Raw genomic sequence first — 21,831 nt, forward strand, 5'->3', positions numbered from 1 at the left:
AGCAATACTGCTTGCTATAGATTAATCAAAGATACCCCGCAGAACCCGGAGACGCCATGCAGATCGACTACCAAACGATGCGGTTCGACTACGAGCGAGCCGCCGACCACGATGCCGGTGCACCGCTCACCTATCCGGTCGTGGTGATCGGCGCTGGCCCGGTCGGGTTGTCAGCGGCCATCGATCTGGCCCAGCAGGGCGTTCGCACCGTACTGCTCGACAATGACGACACGCTGTCGAGCGGTTCGCGCGCAATCTGTTTTGCGAAGCGGACGCTGGAAATTTTCGATCGGCTCGGCTGCGGCAAGCAGATGGTCGACAAAGGCGTGAGCTGGAACGTCGGCAAGGTGTTCCTGCAGGATGAACTGATCTATACGTTCAACCTGCTGCCCGAGACAGGCCACGCGCGCCCAGCATTCATCAATCTGCAGCAGTACTACGTCGAGGGCTATCTGGTAGATGAGGCGAAGCGAACCGCGAATCTGCAGATGCGCTGGAAAAGCAATGTGATCGGTGTGACCCAGCAAGACGACCATGTCGAGTTGCGGGTCGAAACGCCCGACGGCATTTATCCGATGCGCGCGCAATACGTGGTCGCCGCCGACGGCGCGCGCAGCGCGGTGCGCAAGGCGCTCGGTCTCGACAGTCATGGCCGCACCTTCAAGGACCGCTTCCTGATCGCGGATGTGAAAATGAAGGCGCCGTTTCCGACCGAACGCTGGTTCTGGTTCGATCCGCCCTTCCATCGCAATCAATCCGTACTGCTGCACAGGCAGCCCGACAACGTCTGGCGCATCGATTTCCAGCTCGGCTGGGACGCCGATCCTGTCGCCGAAAAACAGCCTGAAAAAGTGATTCCGCGCGTGAAAGCGCTGCTCGGAGACGATGCCGGGTTCGAGCTCGAATGGGTCAGCGTCTACACCTTTTCGTGTTTGCGGATGGACAGTTTCCGGCATGGCCGCGTGCTGTTCGCGGGCGATTCGGCGCATGGCGTGTCGCCGTTCGGCGCGCGCGGCGCGAATAGCGGCGTGCAGGATGCCGACAATCTCGCCTGGAAACTGCGGCTCGTCGTCAACGGCGACGCGCCGCCGGCGCTGCTCGATACCTATGCATCCGAGCGCGAGTATGCGGCGGACGAAAACATCCTGAACTCATCGCGCGCCACCGACTTCATCACGCCGAAAAGCGCGGTTTCGCGGATGTTCCGCGATGCCACGCTTAAGCTCGCGAAAGAGTGTCCGTTCGCGCGGCGCATCGTCAACAGCGGCCGTCTGTCGGTGCCGGCGGTGCTGCGCGACTCGCCCCTGAACACGCCCGACGCCGACGCGTTCACCGGTGCGATGGTGCCCGGCGCGGCCAGCACCGACGCGCCGGTCAGGCTCGCTGGCGAAGACGCCTGGTTCCTGAATCAGACCGGACATGGCGGCTTCACGGGTGTGCAATTCTGCGGCCCGGGAGACGACCTGACGAAATGCGCCGAACGGCTTCGCGCGCTCGCATGCCTCGCGGTGCCGGTTCACTCGTTGATCGTCGTGCCGCGTGGCGCGGCCGTGACCGCTCTTCCGGAGATGCCTCACGTCACGGTGATCGAGGACGTCGAAGGCATCGTCACGCATCGCTTCGATGCGCGGCCCGGCACCTTTTATCTGCTGCGTCCGGACCAGCATGTCTGCGCGCGCTGGCGCGCCCTCGACACCGCCTCGGTCGCCAAGGCCGTGGATCGCGCAACCTGCAACGGATAACCATCATGACCAAGCTGAACATCGAAACGAATATGGCCGATCCGGATGCGTTCTATGAAAAGCTCATCGACGCGCACAATGGACTGACCGACGAGCAAAGCCATTTCATGAACGCAAAGCTCGTGCTGCTGCTCGCGAACCACATCGGCGATGCCGACGTGCTGCTCGAAGCGCTGGCGCTGGCGCGCGCGGATTGACGACCGAGGCTCAGCGCCCGATCCAGCCGAACCGCCACGACAGCCGTCGTGTCGTGGCGAGCAGCCTCTGTGCGGTCGTGCCGTGCGTGCTGAAATCAAAGCCGCCCGACGGACCGATCACCGCGACCACCAGACTGACGCTGCCCGTATGATCGAACACGGGCGCGGCCAACGCGCCGATGCCCGGCACCGGCGCATCGAGTGCGTCATCGATGCCGTCGCTCACAACCTTCGCGCGACGTGCCAGATAGGCCGGAGCCAACGACGGCGGGCCCTTTTTCGGCGCCACGAGCACTTCCGCAACCGGCGCGCCCGCGAGTCTGATCGATTCCTGCGACAACAGCCCGACCAATACGTCGTCCGCAAGATGCGCGGCGAACACGCGCCCTATCGCCGTGTTGACGAGCGACATCACGGTGCCCACGCGCAGGCTCACGTGTTGTGGTCTCGCCGATTCTTCGAAACGGATTACCGTGGGACCCAAAGGTCCAAGAATCGCCACCGCGACGCTCATGCCGGACTCCGCCGCAAGCGTGACGATCTCCGGTTCGGCATCGCGAATCGGCGACATGCGCTGCAATGCGATCAGGCCGAGCTCCATGCCGAGCGGTCCCGCACTGAAAAGACCGGCGTCGTCGCGGCTCAGCAAGCCGACCTTGAGCAGACTCACCAGATGCGGAAACGCCTTGGCGGCGGGCATATCGGCGGTCGCGGCCAGATCGCGCAACGACAGCGGACGGCCGGCGGCAACGAGTGCCAGCAGGAGGTCGCCTGTGTTGTCAAGCGCGCTGATTCCGCGCTGAGCTTTCGTGTCGTTGAGTTGGGGCGTGTTCGCGTCGGACGCGTCCGGGGTTTCGATCTGCATGATTCTCAGCTGGGTGTGACCAGCGCTTCGGTGATACGTCGGGAAGTTTCGAGCAACTGACGCGCGACCACACCATCCCACGCGACTTCGATCGAGCCCGACGAGCCGATCGCCGTCAACGCGAGTTGCATCCGTTGATCGCCATCGAACACCGGCACGCTCAGACTGCTGATGCCCGGACTCGGCGCATCGATTCCTCGCTCGATGCCGCGCGCGCGGATCTCATCGAAGCGTTTGCGCCACTCCGCGCTAGTCGGTGCTTTGGCGGCGCGGCCGCGCGCCGGCGTCGGGTCCGCCGAATGCGCCTGGCTTCGCGCCATTTGCGCGACCTGCTCGGGCGCGCAGAACGCGCAGAATACGCGGCCCGTCGATGTCGCTTCGAGCGACATCACCGTGCCGATGTGCAGATTGACATGCAGCGGCGCACCGCTGCGCTCGTATCGGACGATGGTCGGGCCCTGCACGCCCGCCACGCAGATCGCCACGCTAAGACCGATCCGCTCCGCGAGCGACGCCGCGTGGGCAGCCGCGATGCGATAGACCGGCTGCTGTTCGATATGCATGAGGCCAAGCCGCAACGACAGCGGCCCCGGCTCGTAGTTGCCGGTCAGGGCATCGCGCTTGACGAGGCCGAGGCGCGTCAGGCTCACGAGATAGGTATGCGCCTGCGCCGACGACAGTTGCGCCTCGCCGGCCAGTTCGGTCAGCCCGAGCGGTTCGCGCTGTCGCGCCAGCGCCTGCAGCAGACGTCCGCCGACCTCGACGCTCTGAATCCCCCGCTGTTTCTTTTCGCTTGTCGTATCAGCCATCGTGTTATCCGCCCTTGACCCGAAGGAGATTCGGCCCGTCCGCTGTCGCCCGTGGAAGGCCTAGATGGTATCCGATCGGACCGTGCGGACCAACCAACGGAGTTTACCCTGGCTTAGTGAATGACAAGGTATTTTGTCATTGACAAATATAAGCGCGACGACGACTATTAGTCATCCCCCAACGAGTCGTGAGACGGAGACAGACATGGCGAAGGCTTTCGCATCCCAGGCCGATCTGGAAGAGAAGAAGATCACGTGGACCCAATTGTCGGAAAACGCGTATGCGTATACGGCCGAGGGCGACCCCAACTCCGGCGTGATCATCGGCGACGACGGCGTGCTGATCGTCGACACCACCGCCACGCCGGCCATGGCGCAAGACCTGATCGCGAAGATCCGCAGCGTCACCGACAAGCCGATCAAATACGTCGTGCTGTCGCACTATCACGCGGTGCGCGTGCTGGGTGCGTCGGCGTACTTCAAGGAAGGGGCACAGCAGGTGATCGCCAGCCGCGGCACCTACGAAATGATCGTCGAGCGCGGCGAAGCCGATATGAAGTCGGAGATCGAACGCTTCCCGCGCCTTTTTGCGGGCGTCGAAACGGTGCCCGGCCTGACGTGGCCGACGCTGGTTTTCGAAAAGGAAATGACGCTCTTTCTCGGCAAGCTCGAAGTGCGCATCGCGCATCTCGGCTCCGGCCACACGAAGGGCGACACGGTCGTCTGGCTGCCGTCGCAGAAGGTGTTGTTCTCCGGCGACCTGGTCGAGTACGACGCGGCCTGCTATTGCGGCGACGCGCAACTCGAACAATGGCCGACGACGCTCGAAGCATTGCGCGCCCTGAACGCGGAGAAGCTGGTGCCGGGTCGCGGCCCCGCGCTGCTGTCGCCGGCGGAAGTGAACAAGGGCCTCGATTACACGAAAGACTTCGTCACCATGCTGTTGCAGGCGGGCCGTGACGCATTCAAGGACAAGCTCGATCTGAAGGGCGCGATGGCGCTCACGCGCAAGTCCATGGACCCGAAGTTCGGCAACGTCTTCATCTACGAGCATTGCCTGCCGTTCGACGTGTCGCGAGCCTACGACGAAGCAAGCGGCATCAGCCATCCGCGCATCTGGACCGCGCAGCGCGACAAGGAAATGTGGGACGCGCTGCAGAACTGATCGCACCACGCACTCGGGAAAGGCCGTCCGGTCTTTCCTCTTTTCCGTTCAAACCATGAAGGCGCGCTAGACGCCTCGGGCGCGCTCGTCTTCGCACAGGCGCGCTCCGCACCAGGAGCGAGACATGCAGCATTCCCTCGATGGCAACGCCATTGGCCACGCCGCGCCCGTCGCGAGCGACGATTCGATGTTCAGGAAGGTCGCGTGGCGCATCGTGCCGTTTCTGTTTCTTTGCTATGTCGTGTCGTTTCTGGACCGGATCAACATCGGCTTTGCGCAATTGCAGATGAAGCATGATCTCGGCTTCAGCGACGCGATGTACGGACTCGGCGCAGCCGTGTTCTACGTCGGCTACGTGCTGTGCGAGGTGCCGAGCAACATCCTGTTGGCCAAATACGGCGCGCGTAAAACCTTCATGCGGATCATGCTGCTGTGGGGCATCGCGTCGATGTGCATGATGTTCGTGTCGAAGCCCGCGCACTTTTACGTTCTGCGCTTTATGCTGGGCGTTTTCGAGGCGGGGTTTTTCCCGGGCATCGTGCTGTATCTGACGTATTGGTTTCCCGCCAGCCGGCGCGCCGCCGTGATCTCGGTGTTTTTCGCGGGCGTGGCGGTCGCGGGCGTGCTCGGCGGACTTTTCTCCGGCTGGATCATGCGCGACATGAGCGGCGTGCTGAACCTGTTCGGATGGCAGTGGATGTTTGCGATCGAAGGCGCACCCGCTGTGATTCTCGGATTGCTCTCGTGGCGCTATCTGGTCGACAAGCCGCACGAGGCAAGCTGGCTCACGCAGGACGAAAAAGAGCGACTCGTCGCGCTTTGCGCGCAAGGCCAGTCGAAAGACCACCGGCATGACAGTCACAGCTTCGCCGCCGCGTTGCTCAATCCGCACGTCTATCTGTTCGCGTTCATCTATTTTTCGCTGACCTGTGCGTCGCTGACGCTCAATTTCTGGATGCCGTTGATGATCCGCGATTTTGGGGTTCAGGATGTCGTGGCGGTGAGTCTTTATACCGTGGTGCCGAATGCGATCGGTGCGGTGGGTCTGATTCTGATTGCGCGCCGCTCGGATCGAACTGGGGAACGGCGTAAGCATTTTGCTTTCTGCACGGTGGGCGGGGGTCTCGCGCTCGCGGCGCTTACGCTGCATCTGAGCAGCTTTCCTGCGATGCTGGCTATCTTGTCGCTCGCTGCCGTGTTGATTTTCGCGGCGCTGCCGATCTTTTGGGCGGTGCCTACCAGCTATCTGTCCGGGAAAGCGGCTGCGTCGGGGATCGCGTTTATTAGCAGTATTGGGATTACGAGCGGGATCGTCAGTCCGTGGGTGATCGGTCAGATTCGCACGACGACGGGGAGTATGGATCTCGCCGTGTATCTGCTTGCGAGTCTGCTTGTGGTTAGTGGGGTCGCTTTGATGGTCGGCGTTAAGGGGGCGTGACGCGACGGTGATGTCGCCTATGCCGAGTCGTGGTGGTGCCGCTTGCCCGCGTAATCTGCCTTTAAATGGCCTCGCCGAAGCGGGGCTGGGATTTCACGCTCTACCAATTTGCCATATCAAGCAAATCCTTTAAAAACTGATTTTGCGCTTTGCGAAGATTGTAGATGCACTCCTCTTGCAAAGCTGAAAACATCGATCCATCGTGTTCCGTTTTCCACTTTGCCCCGGCATTACGTGGTAATTCGCAGTACCTCACGGATGCATCTTGCGTTTCCATGTACTCGTCGAGCAACTTCGCATGGACGTTGCCGTTCCGCATGGTCGCACGCAACTTGTTATAGATAAATTTGCTCTCGACCATCAGGTCCTTCTGTAACTCGGAATAGCATTCGGCGTCACCGTAACCGCCCCCCAAATGCTGCAGGCAATCCGAGTTCGACTTCGCGACCGCAAGGCTAGAAAATAACACACCCGAGATAAAAAAAACTACCATGATCCTAATGAGATGCATCGTAAACTCCTGAGACAAATAAACGAGCTTCGGCAATCCGGCGATTCTTGACGCCCCGATTCGTTCCTACCCGATACGTCAATATAAAATCATGCATATCATCATAATGGCCAGAATTAACTTTTCTAATAATTTCGCTGGCGCCGTCTCCTGAGCCACAGTTATATACGATACTCATAAGGGCATCGTATTCGAACTGAAACAACGGGACCTTCACGTCAGCATTCAGACGTCTTTCTACCCATGTCGTTATACACAACGTCGCCGCCGGTCCGCGGCGGCGAGAAAGGCCGTTTACTTTCAATGACATAGCGCCGCGCTTGTAAACTGTCGGCGTTTGCCGTTTACTCTCCGCTTTTGAGCGGATGCCTTGGTCACCGAATCGACACCCTGGACGCAAACGGAATTCGCGCAACTGGACCTGGGTTGCTGACGTCGCTGTGCCAGACCTCGGCGAGTCCGCCGCGTGGCCGCGCTCCGGACACAGGTGGTGCAAATCGCACCACCCGCAAACCCTTGCCTCATCCGGGGTTCCATGCGATTCGATATTTTCGGCGCAACCCGTTGCACTCTTTTCTGTACCGCCGCAAATCCAATGCTGGCGTCGGTTAGCGGCGGTTTTGCACGCGTTTTGGTACGTGCGTAATGTGTGTTCTACTTTCAGGGGAATTCTTGTGCCAGACGACAACGTCCGATCCGCCCAGATGCCGCTGGTCAGCAACGCGCCGGCCGATCACGGAAATGAACAAATCACGCGAACGATGCAGCGCCGGACGTGCGACATCCGTCAGGCAATTGTCACCGAGTGGCTGCAACGCGCGATCGTCGGAATTCGCGATATGCATCAGGATGAGAACCTGCGCCGGCGTGTCGCGCTTCGGCTTTTCTAACGTCCACGGGCTCCGGTCATCAATCGCGCAATCTGCGCAATTCGCGCCCCGCCACAGCTGCTCGCCTCAATGCGATAACGCCCGCACCAAGCGGGCGTCGGTGGCGGCAATCGGTGGTAACGGCTAGCGGCTAATCGTCACTCCGCTTTCGCACTTTGCGCCGGCGGCAGAACCGCCAATTTAGACTCTTTCACACCGTCCTGACCAGTCTTGTCGTCAACCAGTTGCAGCTTGCTGCGCGCATACAGGACGCCCATCTTGACCTCCTGCCAGACGTAATAGACCTTGCCGGCAACCGCGTCGACATCCAGCTTTGAATCGTTCTCAGCCTTCGACACCAGCTCATGCGGTCCCGGCTCGACTTCCGTGTACAGGTAGGTCCTGGCGGCCGTGTCGCCCAGAATCTGACCATCCAGGGTCACCGGCATCTTGACGCCCCCACCCATGCTTTCGTTGCGATACACATAGATCGCCGCCTTCTCCTGCGGCGCACTGAAGGTCTTCAGCGCCGCATCCTTCTGCGGATCGCCCATCGGCACCGATGCACAGCCCGCCATCACCAGCAGCACAACGCCAAGCGGGATCAATTTCTTCAACTGCATTTCTTGTTTTCCTTTTCAAGTTTGTGGAACATGAATCTGGAGACTGAGCCCCGGCCTAACATAGGCCAGAGGTTGTTTCGCTATGCACGCCTCCTAAACCACGCAATGCCCGTGAATGCAATTGCCAGTAGCGTACCCCTTGCAAACACGCCTCTAAAATTAACTGCAGAGAGCACATCGTGGACCGTCAGGTGACTAAAGCATCCTGGTGCAAACAGACAGTTCAGGCACAAAGCGATCACCCAAATGACGTACATTCCTGCTAGGCAAATACCCCACGCACCCAAAAACGCAATCAACCACCTGATCATTTTTGGCCGCTCCCGTAGGGAAATGGTGGAACAAGTGGACCAACTGCACTCTGGCCGACCCCTCCTCCAATCGTCCCGGCAATCACGCCACCTGTATTAGGGCTAAACAGTTTCCATCCGCCACCGGACCAAACATCCGTCGAGGCCCAATTCCTTGAGTTGCCGAGAGTTGGTTTGAGTGTTGCATCGAACCATGACCCGACGGACTTCCCGAGGCCATAGCCCAAGCCAGATAGAGCCGCACTTGTAAATCCAGCGTTGACCAAGCTGTCACTTTTCCCATACACAACGTTGTTGATCGCCGTATCGGCAACTCCACCTGCCGCATTCAGAACCATATTGCCGGCTAGGTTGTAACGCGTACCTATCGCACCGACCCCAAAGCTCACGCCGACATCAACCGGATTGATCGCTCCTTTCTGGTAATACTCAGAGCCCGCAGTAATCCCCGCGCTAATCGCTCCGGTGCCCACTGACGAGGCCCACATGCGCGAACCCAGCAAGCCACCGGAACTGAAGATCGGCGCTCCGCCGCCGAGTATTTCGCTCGCGAGCAAGGCGCGCCCTCTGTTGACGACCGCCGTGATTCCTGTCTTGATCGGCGCAGCCGCTCCCAAGGTAAAAGCAGTCATGCCCGCTTCCAGAAACGACTGGGCACCCTTCGTTACAGCCGTGCCGTAATTCCCCGCATCCCAGTTCGCCCGTGCGGCATCCATGCTGGTCGCGCCGACCATGTCGTGCGCGAACTGCTTGGTCGCATTCCAGCCATCAGCCCCGTACTGTTTCGCACGATCCCACGCGTAAAGAAGATTATCGGAGCCGCCGCTGTTATCGGCCAGCACTGCAGGACGCGGATCGATTTGTGAGGTTGCCAGCCCAGAAGACGGGCCGAAGAGCGCTGCAGCACCGGCGTACGGCGTCTGGCTGCTGTCAACGAGCCCGCCATACACGCCGAACAGTGCAGTGCTATTGCTGTATGACGCCTCCGGAGCTACAAACCCGCTGCCGACGCCACCAAGCCCGCCCGGCAGTACCTGCGCATTCATGCCGCCGATCGCTTCCTGCACACGCTGCGCGGTCGTATCGGTTTTCCCAACGGAGCCGGCCTGCACCTGGTCGACGACGAGATTGCCAATGGTGCTCGCCACCGCATCCATCGAGATCGCCCCAACATTGCGCCCAAGGCTCCCACCGCGCACGATTGTACTAGCCGCACCTGCAGCAACCCCCGCGCTCACGCCCGTCACAAATCGACCGCTGTCGGACTGCATATTGAAGCCAAAGTCCGCCCCGACGCTACGCACTGCGGCGCCCACGCCATACGCGACTCCCGACGCGATCGCGGAAGCAGCTACCCCCTTCCAGTCGAAGCTGTGCTGTGCGCCAGTCAGCACGCCAATACCCTGCGTAGTTACCGACCGGATTGCTCCTTGCGCGGCGGCACCGGCAAACTGGCTGGCGGTACTTCCGCCGAACGCGCTACCGACCGCCGAGCCAACTCCCGTTACGCCAAGAACGCTCGAGCCGACCGCTGCGCCGACAGCGCCCATCGCCACCCCCTTCCAGTTGAAGCCGCTCTGCTCGCCAGCCGCGATCATGACGCCCTGGGCCGCTGCCGCTCCTACGGCACCACCGATCACAGACGCCGCTACCGCAGTACCGAAGCCCATCGCCGCACCGCCGCCTACCAGCGCGGCGGCGCCGGCCGTCATCGCGCCACTCACGGTCAAGCTCGACAGCGTCCCGGCCAGCGCCATCGATGCCGCCCCTGCAGTGAACACCGTTGCCACCGCCGCAACCACGACGGCAATGATCGCCGCCACCGGACCACATCCCCCATCCTTCGCCGGCCGCGGCGGCGGATCCGGCAAGGTCGGCTGCGTATTGCCGATCGCCTTGCCCGGGTCATACGGCTTGAACGTCGTCGCCGTGTTGTGCACGTTCGTGACCTGGTTGGGCACCGTCAGCATCTGCCCGGCCTTCAGCACGTCATCGCCCTTCAGCCCGTTCGCGTCCGCCAGGATGTACCAAAGCGTCGCATCCCCCCACAGCGACGACGCGACCGACTGCAGCGTGTCCCCATCGCGCACCGTCCAGGTACCCGGGCTCACGCCCGGATACACCCCGTTGATCGCCATGAAGTTCTCGTCGAAGTCCGCGCTGCCCACCGGCGTGAACACCTTGTACTGACTCTCGCTGCCCTTCGCGAGCCTGCCCGCCAGCTCCTGCACGTAGTCGACCGTCTCGACCCCGTCGTTGCCCTGGTTGCCCACCCGGTTGCCGTTCAGGTAGTAGTAGTTGTGTTTCCTGTCCCCCCCGTCGCGCCCCGGATCGTGCCGTCATCCCCAACCGTCACGCCCACCAGTTCGTCGCGCCGCTGCACCTGGCCGCGCAGATCCGTGTAGTACGTGAACGCGCGTGCGCTGCCCGCCTGGCCGCCACCATCGTCGTAGGTGGCCTTCAGGTTGCCGTTGACGTCGTAGTTGAAATAGCTCGATGCCGGTCTCCAGCCCGGCGCGTCCGGGTTGCTCCTTAGTCTCTAGTTCCAAGTGCAACACCTTGAATGAGGTAGGGTGTTGCGATGAAGAACTACAAGCATTTGAGTGCGGAAGAACGCGCGGCGATCATGATCGAACATCAAAAGGGCGGCAGCATAAGAACTATTGCGGGGCTGCTGGGGCGCAGCGCTTCGACGGTGTCGCGCGAACTGGCGCGTAATTGCAGCGTGGACGCGCCGCGCTACTGTGCGACGCAGGCGGCCTCGGCCTATCGGCTGCGTCGTCGGCGCTGCGTACGGCCGCGCAAGTTGATCGAAGGCAGCGCGCTTTATCGGCATGTGCATGATCACCTGGTCTACTGGCGCTGGTCGCCGCAGCAAATCGCTGCCAAACTGCGGGCCATGTATCCAGACGACCCAAGTCAGCACGTCAGCCACGAGACGGTCTACGCTGCCATTTACACCTATGCACGTGGCTCGCTGAAACCGGCCATGATCGCAGCATTGCGCCAAGAAAAACCGGCGCGCGGAAATCGGCGCACGACGCTTGCTGGCGGCAGCTATGTTCCCGAGGATTTGCGCATCCAATATCGCCCCGAGCAGTTCGAGCAACGGCTGTTGCCGGGGCACTGGGAGGGCGACTTCATCAAGGGTGCGTTCAATCGTTCCGCCGTGGGCACGCTGGTCGAACGCAAGACGCGCTTCGTGATTCTGTGCCGCATGGATGGCTGTAGGTTCTGTCGCGCTAACGATTACAGCTTGAGCAAAGCGTGATATCGGTAGTACTACTCACGCTACCAACGAGTAGAATTGTTCGGCTGCAGTCGGGGCGACGCCATCGTCACACATCTGCCCCTTGCGGATCATGTGTGCGATTTCTATGCCAGACAGGATGATGCGCGCACAGCGGAAATCCTTGAACCCCAGCATCGGTTTGATGATGCGTTTGATGGCACGGTGATCCTGCTCGACGACGTTGTTCAGGTATTTGTTTTGACGGACCTTGATCGGTGTTAAACGCTCGGCATTGAGCGCTTCAAGCGCAGCCAGATTCGCGCCACTCCTGTCCACGGTGATTGTCTCGGGCTCGCCGTTCTGTTCAATCGCCTTCTCGAAGTAGCGGCGCGCCGCGGCCTTGTCCCGATGGGCGCGCAGCAGGAAATCCACCGTATTACCTGTCTTGTCGACGGCACGGTACAAGTATTTCCATTGGCCTTTGACCTTGACGTAGGTCTCATCGACCCGCCAGCTCTTGCCCACAGGCCGTTTGCGTTTGCGGAATGCTTTTTCAAGCACCGGCAGCAGCTTAATAACCCACCGGTGCACGCTCGAATGATCCACCTCGATACCCCGCTCGGCCATCATTTCCTCGAGGTTACGTAGGCTCAGTGAGTACGCCACGTACCACCGCACGCACAGCAGGATCACGTCCAACGGGTAGTGCAGCCGCTTCAGTACCTTGCCAATGCCAGCGGGCAGCGTCTTGCGCGGCGTTTGCGTCTTTGCCATGATGCTTATCATGCGTTGCGGTCCACGGATTTTACTTGACCGCGTTAATGCGACAAAACCGCCGAAAGTCATCAGCACGCTCGAAGTCGCGATGCTCGATCTGCAAGGGCAGATCGTCGGCGCGCCGGTCGTCGACCTGCTCGGCGGCAAGGTGCGCGACGCCGTGCCCTACAGCGCCTATCTGTTCTTCAAGTACGCCGAGCACGTCGACAAGCCCTATGCGCCCGATGCCTGGGGCGAAGGCCTGAGCCCCGGGCAGATCGTCGCGCAGGCGCGTCGAATGATCGAGCTGTATGGCTTCCAGAGCATCAAGCTGAAGGGCGGCGTGTTCGAACCGGCACACGAAATCGCGTGCATGCGCGCGCTGCATCAGGCGTTCCCCGGCGTGCCGCTGCGCCTCGACCCGAACGCCAACTGGACGCTCGAAACGAGCATCGCCGCTGCCCCCGAACTCGACGAGCTGCTCGAGTACTACGAAGACCCGTGCCCGGGTCTCGAAGGAATGGCCGAACTGGCGAAGCACACGCGCCTGCCGCTCGCGACCAACATGGTCATCACGACGATGGAAGATTTCCGGCGCGGCGCCGAGATGGGTTCGGTCAAGGTCCTGCTGTCGGATCACCACTACTGGGGCGGCCTGCGCGCGACGCAGACGCTCGCGCGCATGTGCAAGCTGTGGGATCTCGGCATGTCGATGCACTCGAACTCGCACCTCGGCATCAGCCTGATGGCGATGACGCACGTCGCGGCAAGCATCCCCAACCTGACCTATGCGTGCGACACGCATTATCCGTGGCAGGAGGAAGAAGTCATCAAGGGCGGCCGCGTGACGTTCGACGACGGCTCGGTGCGCGTGCCCACCACGCCGGGCCTCGGCGTCGAGCTCGACCGCGAGCGGCTCGCCGAACTGCATGCGCAGTATCTGTCGTGCGGCGTGCGCAATCGCGATGACCTCTCGCAGATGCGCAAGTACGAGCCGGGCTTCACCGGCAAGAATCCGCGCTTTTAACTCCCGCTTCCAATCCGCGCCTACGAGCCCTGCGACGCGCAACGCGCGTCGCCATCGAAGGAGACAACTCCATGAGTAGCCCGATTGCCGACACGGCGCGGCCCGAGCGCGCCGGCGCGCTGGCGAGCGCGGTGCGCAAGATCAAATTGCGCGTGCTGCCGCTGTTCGTCGTGATGTTCATCGTCAATTACATCGACCGCGTGAACATCGGCTTCGTGCGCCAGCATCTGAGCGCCGATCTGGGCATCGGGGCGGCGGCCTATGGGCTCGGCGCGGGGCTCTTCTTCATCAGCTACGCGATCTTCGAAGTGCCGTCGAACATCCTGCTGCAGCGCTACGGCGCGAAGCTGTGGCTCGCGCGCATCATGCTCACGTGGGGGCTGGCCGCGGCCGGCATGGCGTTCGTGCGCGGCGAGACGTCGTTCTACGCGATGCGGCTCCTGCTCGGCGCGGCCGAAGCGGGCTTCTTTCCCGGCGTCATCTACTACTTCACGCAATGGCTGCCGAGCAACGAGCGCGGCAAGGCGATGGCGATCTTCCTGAGCGGCTCGGCGCTCGCGTCGGTGCTGTCCGGGCCGATCTCCGGCGGGCTGATGCTGATCGAAGGCGCGGGGCTGCGCGGCTGGCAGTGGATGTTCATCATCGAAGGCATGTTCTCGGTCGTGCTCGCGGGCTTCATCCTGCTGTGGCTCGACTCGAAGCCGCGCGACGCGGCCTGGCTCACCCGCGCCGAGCAGGACACCTTGCTCTATGCGGTCGACGAAGAGCAACGCCAGCGCGCCGCCGCGCACCCGGTCAAGCCATCGATAGGAGCGCTGCTGCGCGATCCGCAAATCCTGATCTTTTGCCTGATCTACTTCGCGGTATCGCTGACCATCTACGGCGCGACCTTCTGGCTGCCCAGCATCATCCGCAAGATGGGCCATTTCAACGATTTCCAGGTCGGCCTGTACAACTCGATTCCATGGCTGATCTCGATCGCGGCGATGTATCTGTTCGCGATGCTCGCGGCGCGCTTCAAGTTCCAGCAGGCGTGGGTCGCGTGCGTGCTGCTGATCGCCGCGCTCGGCATGTATGCGGCCGGCCAGGGCGGCCCGGCGTTTTCGTTCGTCGCGATCTGCTTTGCGGCGATCGGCTTCAAGGCCGCCTCGTCATTGTTCTGGGTGATCCCGCAGGGCTATCTCGACGCGCGGATTTCCGCCGCGGTGCTGGCGCTGATCAACTCGATCGGCAACCTCGGCGGCTTCGTCGCGCCAGCGGCCTTCGGCTTCCTCGAACAGAAGACCGGCTCGATCGAGGGCGGCCTCACTGGACTCGCGGTGATGTCGGTGGTGGCCGCCGGGGTCGTGTTCTTCTCCCGTATGAGCCCGCGCGAAGGAATGCCCACCTCCGCGCATTGACTGCATCGAACAACCGTATAGACACCATTTGCAGAAACCTTAAGGAGACACGATGAAAACGATAGAAGCCACGACGGCCGCCGCACGCACGGCCGTCGGACGATACCGATGGACCATCTGCGCGATGATCTTCGCCGCGACGACGATCAACTACATGGATCGTCAGATGCTCGGGCTGCTCGCGCCGCTGCTGCAAAAGGATATCGGCTGGAGCCAGGTGCAGTACGCGCAGACCGTGATGGTGTTTACGGTCGCCTATGCGGTGGGTCTCGCGATCTTCGGCCGCATCGCGGATCGCGTCAGCACGAAGAAGGTCTACGGCAGCGCGATGGCGCTGTGGAGTCTCGCGGCGATGCTCCACGCGGTGGCATCGACCGTGCCGGGCTTCGCGGCCGTGCGCGGTCTGCTCGGCTTCAGCGAGGCGGCCAATTTTCCGGTTGCGATCCGCACTACCGCCACGTGGTTTCCGAAGAAGGAACGCGCACTAGCGACGGGCTTCTGGAACATGGGCGCGACGATCGGCGGCATCGTGGCGCCGGCCTTCGTGCCGATCGCTGCCGTGATGTGGGGCTGGCGCGCGACGTTCATCGCGGGCGGCGCGACCGGTTTCATCTGGCTGGCGGTGTGGATGCTGGTTTATCGGCAGCCTTCGGAGCATCCGTCGGTGTCGAAGGAAGAACTCGACTACATCAATGCCGATCGCGAGGAAGTCGTCGAGCAGAAAGTCGGCTGGTTGTCGGTGCTCAAGTACCGCGAAACGTGGGCGTTTGTGTTCGGCAAGCTGCTGACCGATCCGGTGTGGTGGTTCTATCTGTTCTGGCTGCTCAAGTGGCTCAATGAGTCGCGCCATATCGACATCGGCAACATGGGCCTGCCGCTGATCGCTATCTATACGATGTCATCGGTCGGCAGCGTGGCGGGTGGCTGGCTGTCGTCGCGTTTGATGGCCCGCACCAACAGGCCGAATTTCGCGCGCAAGCTCACGATGCTCATTTGTGCATTGTGCGTGGTGCCGATCGCAACGTTGTCGTATTTCCAGAGCCTGTGGTGGGCGGTCTTCGCCGTTGGTCTCGCGGCAGCGGCGCACCAGGGCTGGTCGGCGAACCTCGTCACGACCGTCGGCGACGTGTTTCCGAAGCGGCTGGTCGGCACGGTGGTCGGTATCGGCGGCGTGGCGGGGATGGTCGGTTCGTTCTTCTTTTCCGGCGTGATCGGCGAGACCTTGCAGCGCACCGGGCAGTATTGGGCGCTCTTTACGGTCGGCGCGTCGGCGTATCTGGTTGCGCTGGGCATCATTCATCTGTTGATGCCGCGGATGACGGCGGTGAAGTTGCGCGATTGAAGTGCCGCTGGCGGGTGAAAGGGCGAGGGGACGTGGCACGGATAACTGGCGTCCCCCGCCCTTGCAACGATGCTTCCTGCCGAACTTTTGGAGCGCGAGCGCAACGAAGAAGTGTCAGAAGCAACGGGCGAGCATCTGTTGCATACTCTCAACGCGCTATCCCGCATCAGCGAAATCCTCGGACCCTGAGACTTCGCTCGCCCCAACGCCATCGCCACGAGAGCCGTTATGACCATCGATCCCTCCGTCGTCGCCGCATTCACGCCCACGGGCAAGCTGCGCGCGTCGATCAATCTCGGCAATCCAATCCTCGCCAATCGTCACGCCGACTCCGGCGAGCCGTTCGGCGTATCGATCGATCTCGCGCGCGCGTTCGCCGCGAAACTGGGCGTCGAACTGGAGCTGGTCGTCTTCGATACGGCCGGCAAATCGGTGCAGGCCGTCGGCGAGGAGCGCGCGGATTTCGGCTTCTTCGCGATCGATCCGTTGCGCGGCGAGACGATCGCGTTCACAGCGCCGTATGTGTTGATCGAAGGCTTCTACCTGGTGCGCGACGACTCGCCGGTGCGCTCGAATCAGGATGTGGATCAGGCGCACAACCGAATCGTCGTTGGCAAAGGCAGTGCATACGATCTGTTTCTGACGCGCGAGCTGAAATCCGCGCAAATCGTGCGCGCGCCGAGCTCGCCGAGCGTCGTGCCGACGTTTATCGAGCAGCATCTGGAAGTGGCGGCAGGCGTGAAGCAGCAACTCGAGGCCGATGCGAAGCAAACTCCCGGTCTGCGGTTGCTAGACGAGCGCTTCATGGTGATCCGGCAGGCGATGGGTGTGCCGAAGAGCCGCGGCGAAGCGGCGGCTCACGCGCTGCGTTCGTTTGTCGAAGAGATGAAGGCCTCGGGCTTGGTGGCGCAATCGCTCGCGCGGCACAAGATCGCGGGAGCGTCGGTTGCGCCTGCGGCGTAGCGGGCCGCACGAACCGACACCGCGTAGCTTTCGAAGCTGCTGGCATGGCAGATACGCGGGGCCGCGCGATGCTTCGGCGCGGCCCCGCCACCACCCTCAGCGACGCTCAAACGAGCGTAGTCTGCACATCCACATTACCGCGCAACGCCTTCGAATACGGGCAGGTCAGATGCGCTCGCTCGATCAACCCGTGCGCCACGTCACGCTCGACACCGGGAAGACTGACGAACAGACGCGCCTGAAGAAAGTAAGCGCCATTGGTGGTGCCGAGATCGATCTCCGCATCGACGCTGGTATCGGCCGGCAACGACAGGTGCAACGCGCGCGCCGCCAGCCCGAGTGCGCCGATGAAACACGCCGACCAGCCCGCGCCGAGCAACTGCTCGGGATTCGTTCCACCCCCCGAGGTGCCGGGCGGCGACAGCTTGATGTCGAGACGGCCGTCCGAGCTGCGCGCGGCGCCTTCGCGGCCGCCGGTCGTATGGGTTTTGCCGGTGTACAGCACTTCTTCGATGCGGGTCATGGTGGCTTACTCCTGCTGATCCAGTGATATTCAGGTCTGCAAATCCGGGCTCGAACTTGCGGTGCACGTATTTGAACGCGCCGACGTATCTCGCATGTGTCTGGGTCAACGGGTTTGGTAAGCGCACGTATCCCCGGGCCGCGCGGATACATTGCGATACAAGGAGCGGCAAACGGGAGCCAGGCGGAGCGCGGCGCGACAACTCACGCGCGCCATCGCGCCCGTCGCTTCATTCAGCGACGCCGGTCGAAATACCGCCGCAACAGATAGTTCGCGGTCGAGCCATGCAGCAGCACCGACAACACGATCGCATCGAGCACGGCGGGCAGCAGCGGCGTCATCGCGCCACGCACGTATTCGAGGCCGAACATCAGGTAGTAAAACGCGCCGACGCCGCGAATCCCCATCCACGCCATCAGATGCCGCTGGCTATTGTCGATGCGCGCACCCATCATCGCGACGACGACGGACAGCGGCCGCGCAACGAAAAAGAGAAACACCGCGGGCAACACGGCGCGCAGATCGAACATCTCGCGCCAGTGCGCGGACACGACGCAGCCGATGATCAGCATCAGCGACAACTCCGCGAGTCGCTCCATTTCGCGCATGAAGCCCATCATCGATTCGGCGAGGACCGCATGCGCCATTTCTGGATCCTGGGCGACATCGACCTGTTCGCCGTGCTGCACCTCGTCGAGCACTTCCGAGGGATTCTTGTCGCCCGTCGCGCGCAGTTCCTCGTGACGGACGGCGACGCCGGCCACGAACACCGCGACGAACGCATACGCGTGCAGCAGCAGCGACGCGCCGTACGACGTCGACATCAGGCCTAGCGCGAGAAACCCGTCGAGACCGATCGCTTCGCCGTAGCGGGTGCGCAGAAAGAAGATCGCGCGCGCGAACACGATCGCAAACACGCAACCGATCACGAGCGCACTGACGATCCCCCACAGCACCGAGCCGACGAAATGCACGCCACTGCCCGAGCCGAACAGCCTCGCGCCGGCAAGCGTCAGTCCCAGCACCGCAAACGGATAGGCGGCACCGTCGTTCAGGCCGCCTTCACCCGACAACGCGAACCGCACGGGCTCGTCGTCGCCAGCTTGCGTCACGCGCAGCTCGTTGGCGAGCACCGGGTCGGTCGGCGCGAGCGCGGCCGCGAGGAACAACGCCGCGCCGTCCGCGCGTCCGGTCACCAAAGCGGTGAAGCCGAACATCAAGGCGACGGTGAAGAGCATCGCCGGGCCGCCGAGCCGCAGCGGCAACAACCACAGCGGATTGCGCAGCCGCACGCGCAGATGCATGCCGATCGAAAACAACGACACGACGAGCCCGACTTCAGCCAGCGTCGCGAGCAACGCGGTATTGCGGAGCAGATCGACCCCGACGAGCCCGGACACGGCCGGCCCGACCGCCACGCCGACCAGCAGATAGATCATCGCGCCGGTCAGCGGCAAGCGGCGGATCGGCCCGCGCGCGACGGCCATGAACGTGAGCAGCGCGCCGATCAGCAGGAACCAGACCGGTTCGTCCTTCATGGCGGAATCGCGAGCACGCGCGGCGGTGGCGGCAGCCAGGCCGCGTCGCCGCTAGCGCGCACTGCTCGCGCCATGCTGGCGGCGCTGTCCGTGCTGAACCGCGGCCTGGTTCGCGCGCCCCGCATGTTCACGGTTCGCCTGGTCGCGGCTCAGCTCGCCGGGCGCCTTGCGCGCAGACGACGCCACTGGCAACACCCGACATCGCGGCGATGGCAAGGCGCTGTACAACCTTGTTCATGAGCGACCCCTCGGTTCGGACCAGCTGGAATGCACTGTCCGTTCCGTTGCAAGCCGCGTTCCTCGCCTGAGGCGTGAGCGTGCCGATCGCCCTCACACACCGAATGGAAAAGTCTCCGCCGCGTGGTTCTTTTCGTCGGCGGAAACGGGCAGCGCGCTCACCGCGCTCGTGCGATCGAACCACACGAACGCATCGAACTGCTCGGCCAGCGACGCTTGCGCGTAATGGCTATACCGCTCGGTCCCGGGACGGTAGATGACGCCGATGAAGCGCTCCAATAGCGGCGCGCGCAGCCGTTCGCGCAGCGTGTCGTGCATGCCGGGCCGCAGGTCGAGCAGGAAGCGCGGGAGACCCGTGCCGTGCATGCTGAATTCGACGCTGCCCTCGAGCGATGGCTGCACGGTTTTGACCTCCATCGGTCCGCCCCAATCGCTCGCTGCGGCGACCGTGCCGCTGTGCGTGCCAAACCCGATCAGCGCCGCCGCGTCGCCGAACTGCGCGCGACACAGCTGGCCGAGATTGATCTCGTCCTGCATGCGGCCCATCTGCGTGGCGCTCGCGTCGCCGATATGCGAGTTGTGCGCCCACACGACCAGACGCGCCTGCGGCCCGCGGCTGTCGAGCGTATGACGCAGCGTGTCGAACATATGCGTGTCGCGCAGATTCCAGCTTTGCGGCCCGCCGTAGTACATCGCGCGATAGTAGTGCTCGGCGACCGCCACGAGCCGCGCGTTCTGCGCCGCGTCGAGGAAGCGCTCGCCGTCTTCGCGCGCATAGTCGAGCCGGCTTTTCAGCAGATCGCCGAGTTGCGCGACCACGTGTTCTTCGCACTGCGCGTAGCCGCCGCTCAACGCGGCGCGTCCATATACGGCCGGATCTTTCTGCCACGGACTGAGGCACCCATAACGCTCGCGAGCGATGCGCGCCGCGGCAGGGTCGACGCTGTCGAGATAGCGCAATACCGCGTCGATCGATTCGGAAAGGCTGTAGATATCGAGCCCGTAAAAGCGCGTTTCGCGCTCGGGGTGCGCGGCGTTGTGCGAGCGCAGCCACGCGACCAAGCCCATGAAGTCGGTGTTGCGCCACATCCAGGTCGGAAAGCGGCGAAACGGGCGGGACCGCCCGCCGGGCATCGGCCGATCGCGCACATGCCGGTCGATGATCGCGGCGTCGGGCCAGTCGGCCTCGACCGCGATCATCGAAAAGCCGTGCTGCTCGACGAGGCGCCGCGTGATCGCCGCGCGCGCACGGTAGAACTCCGACGTGCCGTGACTGGCCTCGCCGAGCAGCACGACGCGATGCCCGGCGAAGCGGTCGAAAAATGCCGCGAATTCCGCGGAATCGATGTCGGGCAACGGTTCGGCCGCGTCGCGAATCGCGAGTTCGAGCGCGGCCGGCATAGGCGTGAGCGGGATCGGCGTGGACGTGGACGCGGGCCGCAAATCCGCGCGCGCCGCGCCGCTTGGCTCCGGCCAGCCATCGTCGCCGACGAGCGGCACGAAGCGCACGTCGCCGAACGCATCTTCGTCGTAGTCGTGTTCGTCGCGCCGCACGATCTTCACGAGCCGCTGACGGCTCTGACTGCTGCCGACCGGCATCACGAGCCGTCCGCCCACGGCGAGTTGCATGCGCAGCGCTCGCGGCACACGCGGCCCGCCCGCCGCCGCGATGATCGCGTTATAGGGCGCATGCGCGGCAAGACCTGCGGTGCCGTCGCCGACATGCACTTCGACGTTCTCGTAGCCGAGCCGCTGCAAGCGCTCGCGCGCGCCCTCGGCGAGGCTCGCGTCGCGTTCTATGGAATCCACCCGGCCCGCGATCTCCGCGGCGATCGCGGCCGCATAGCCGGAGCCCGTGCCGATGTCGAGCACGCGATCGCCGGGCTGCAACTCGGCGGCCGCGAGCATCTTCGCGACGATGTACGGCTGCGAGATCGACTGCTCGCCGCCGATCGGCAGCGGCGTATCGTCATACGCGAATTCGCGCAGATCGGATGGCACGAATGCCTCGCGCGGCACACGCCGCATCGCTTCGATCACGTAGTCGTCGCGCACGCCGCGTTGCACGATCTGCCGTTCGACCATCCATGCGCGCGCTTCGTCGAAATCGCTCATCGCCGCCTCCTCGCGAATGCGCAGCGCTGCGCGCGCCACGCATTGCGACGGGGCGGCGCGCGAGTCCGCTGCTCTTTCACGCTTCAGCAATGAGCATACCGCCGGCAGGTACTCGTGGCGATGCGCGAAACGTGAAGCGCGCCCGGACCGATCTTTGCTGCGCGCTTC

At 63.0% G+C, this 21,831-nt stretch carries 17 protein-coding genes and 3 pseudogenes; 10 read left to right on the forward strand and 10 right to left on the reverse strand.

What is annotated here, in order from left to right; all coding sequences use genetic code 11:
- Positions 1-56 precede the first annotated feature (56 nt).
- Complete coding sequence (locus tag OKW35_RS16080; RefSeq protein ID WP_187618597.1) at positions 57-1,742, forward strand: FAD-dependent oxidoreductase; 1,686 nt, start codon at positions 57-59, stop codon at positions 1,740-1,742.
- Positions 1,743-1,747: 5 nt separating this feature from the next.
- Positions 1,748-1,939, forward strand: a complete 192-nt coding sequence (locus OKW35_RS16085; RefSeq protein ID WP_013094246.1) for a DUF2783 domain-containing protein — start codon at positions 1,748-1,750, stop codon at positions 1,937-1,939.
- Positions 1,940-1,949: 10 nt separating this feature from the next.
- Here the strand turns inward: OKW35_RS16085 and OKW35_RS16090 are convergent, their stop codons facing one another.
- Both OKW35_RS16090 and OKW35_RS16095 read right to left on the reverse strand, forming a co-directional pair.
- Entirely contained in the window at positions 1,950-2,804 is an 855-nt protein-coding gene (locus OKW35_RS16090) for an IclR family transcriptional regulator (RefSeq protein ID WP_429552541.1), read from the reverse strand.
- Between the two features lie 61 nt (positions 2,805-2,865).
- Positions 2,866-3,613: pseudogene (locus tag OKW35_RS16095) on the reverse strand (IclR family transcriptional regulator); the annotation flags it as partial.
- 205 nt (positions 3,614-3,818) lie between these two features.
- Between OKW35_RS16095 and OKW35_RS16100 the strand changes: the two are divergent.
- A complete protein-coding gene (locus OKW35_RS16100) occupies positions 3,819-4,778 on the forward strand; it encodes an MBL fold metallo-hydrolase (protein WP_429402345.1) in 960 nt (319 codons plus the stop codon).
- A gap of 124 nt (positions 4,779-4,902) precedes the next feature.
- Positions 4,903-6,216 carry an MFS transporter gene (locus OKW35_RS16105; RefSeq protein WP_429552542.1) on the forward strand — a complete coding sequence of 438 codons (1,314 nt, stop codon included), beginning with the start codon at positions 4,903-4,905 and terminating at the stop codon, positions 6,214-6,216.
- A 100-nt stretch (positions 6,217-6,316) separates the two neighbouring features.
- Here the strand turns inward: OKW35_RS16105 and OKW35_RS16110 are convergent, their stop codons facing one another.
- The gene (locus OKW35_RS16110) at positions 6,317-6,727 is read right to left on the reverse strand and encodes a hypothetical protein (protein WP_429552543.1); all 411 of its coding nucleotides are present in this window, start codon (positions 6,725-6,727) and stop codon (positions 6,317-6,319) included.
- A complete protein-coding gene (locus tag OKW35_RS16115; protein WP_429552544.1) occupies positions 6,714-7,037 on the reverse strand; it encodes a glycoside hydrolase family protein in 324 nt (107 codons plus the stop codon). The genes OKW35_RS16110 and OKW35_RS16115 overlap by 14 nt, the downstream gene beginning before the upstream one ends.
- A gap of 394 nt (positions 7,038-7,431) precedes the next feature.
- On the opposite strand from OKW35_RS16115, the gene OKW35_RS16120 reads away from it, so the two are divergent.
- Positions 7,432-7,617: a hypothetical protein gene (locus tag OKW35_RS16120; protein ID WP_429552545.1), complete on the forward strand. Its 186-nt coding sequence runs from the start codon at positions 7,432-7,434 to the stop codon at positions 7,615-7,617.
- A gap of 137 nt (positions 7,618-7,754) precedes the next feature.
- Here OKW35_RS16120 and OKW35_RS16125 read toward each other — a convergent pair whose 3' ends face one another.
- Together OKW35_RS16125 and OKW35_RS16130 are read right to left on the reverse strand one after the other, a co-directional pair.
- Positions 7,755-8,219, reverse strand: coding sequence for a DUF2846 domain-containing protein (locus OKW35_RS16125; RefSeq protein WP_429402340.1), 465 nt, complete (start codon positions 8,217-8,219; stop codon positions 7,755-7,757).
- A gap of 307 nt (positions 8,220-8,526) precedes the next feature.
- Positions 8,527-10,803, reverse strand: a complete 2,277-nt coding sequence (locus OKW35_RS16130) for a LysM peptidoglycan-binding domain-containing protein (protein WP_429552546.1) — start codon at positions 10,801-10,803, stop codon at positions 8,527-8,529.
- Between the two features lie 308 nt (positions 10,804-11,111).
- Here OKW35_RS16130 and OKW35_RS16135 point away from each other — a divergent pair.
- Positions 11,112-11,759: pseudogene (locus tag OKW35_RS16135) on the forward strand (IS30 family transposase); the annotation flags it as partial.
- Between the two features lie 57 nt (positions 11,760-11,816).
- Here OKW35_RS16135 and OKW35_RS16140 read toward each other — a convergent pair.
- Positions 11,817-12,548 (reverse strand): IS6 family transposase, encoded by a 732-nt coding sequence (locus tag OKW35_RS16140; protein WP_429354294.1) that lies wholly within the window; start codon positions 12,546-12,548, stop codon positions 11,817-11,819.
- A gap of 34 nt (positions 12,549-12,582) precedes the next feature.
- On the opposite strand from OKW35_RS16140, the pseudogene OKW35_RS16145 reads away from it, so the two are divergent.
- The 4 genes and pseudogenes from OKW35_RS16145 to OKW35_RS16160 form a co-directional block, all read left to right on the forward strand.
- A pseudogene (locus OKW35_RS16145) lies at positions 12,583-13,545 on the forward strand (enolase C-terminal domain-like protein); the annotation flags it as partial.
- A 71-nt stretch (positions 13,546-13,616) separates the two neighbouring features.
- On the forward strand, positions 13,617-14,945 hold the full coding sequence (locus OKW35_RS16150) for an MFS transporter (protein ID WP_429552547.1): 1,329 nt from the start codon (positions 13,617-13,619) through the stop codon (positions 14,943-14,945).
- Positions 14,946-14,997: 52 nt separating this feature from the next.
- Positions 14,998-16,287: an MFS transporter gene (locus OKW35_RS16155; protein ID WP_429552548.1), complete on the forward strand. Its 1,290-nt coding sequence runs from the start codon at positions 14,998-15,000 to the stop codon at positions 16,285-16,287.
- A 228-nt stretch (positions 16,288-16,515) separates the two neighbouring features.
- A complete protein-coding gene (locus OKW35_RS16160; protein WP_429552549.1) occupies positions 16,516-17,250 on the forward strand; it encodes an ABC transporter substrate-binding protein in 735 nt (244 codons plus the stop codon).
- Positions 17,251-17,356: 106 nt separating this feature from the next.
- Here OKW35_RS16160 and OKW35_RS16165 read toward each other — a convergent pair whose 3' ends face one another.
- The 3 genes from OKW35_RS16165 to OKW35_RS16175 all read right to left on the reverse strand — a co-directional run bounded on the left by OKW35_RS16165 (position 17,357) and on the right by OKW35_RS16175 (position 21,663).
- On the reverse strand, positions 17,357-17,773 hold the full coding sequence (locus OKW35_RS16165) for an organic hydroperoxide resistance protein (RefSeq protein WP_184059065.1): 417 nt from the start codon (positions 17,771-17,773) through the stop codon (positions 17,357-17,359).
- Between the two features lie 233 nt (positions 17,774-18,006).
- Positions 18,007-19,311, reverse strand: a complete 1,305-nt coding sequence (locus OKW35_RS16170) for a cation:proton antiporter (RefSeq protein WP_429360377.1) — start codon at positions 19,309-19,311, stop codon at positions 18,007-18,009.
- A gap of 330 nt (positions 19,312-19,641) precedes the next feature.
- Complete coding sequence (locus tag OKW35_RS16175; protein WP_429552550.1) at positions 19,642-21,663, reverse strand: protein-L-isoaspartate(D-aspartate) O-methyltransferase; 2,022 nt, start codon at positions 21,661-21,663, stop codon at positions 19,642-19,644.
- Positions 21,664-21,831 lie beyond the last annotated feature (168 nt).

Origin of the sequence: Paraburkholderia sp. MM5477-R1, from assembly GCF_050436385.1 — a bacterium.
Lineage (GTDB): Bacteria > Pseudomonadota > Gammaproteobacteria > Burkholderiales > Burkholderiaceae > Paraburkholderia > Paraburkholderia tuberum.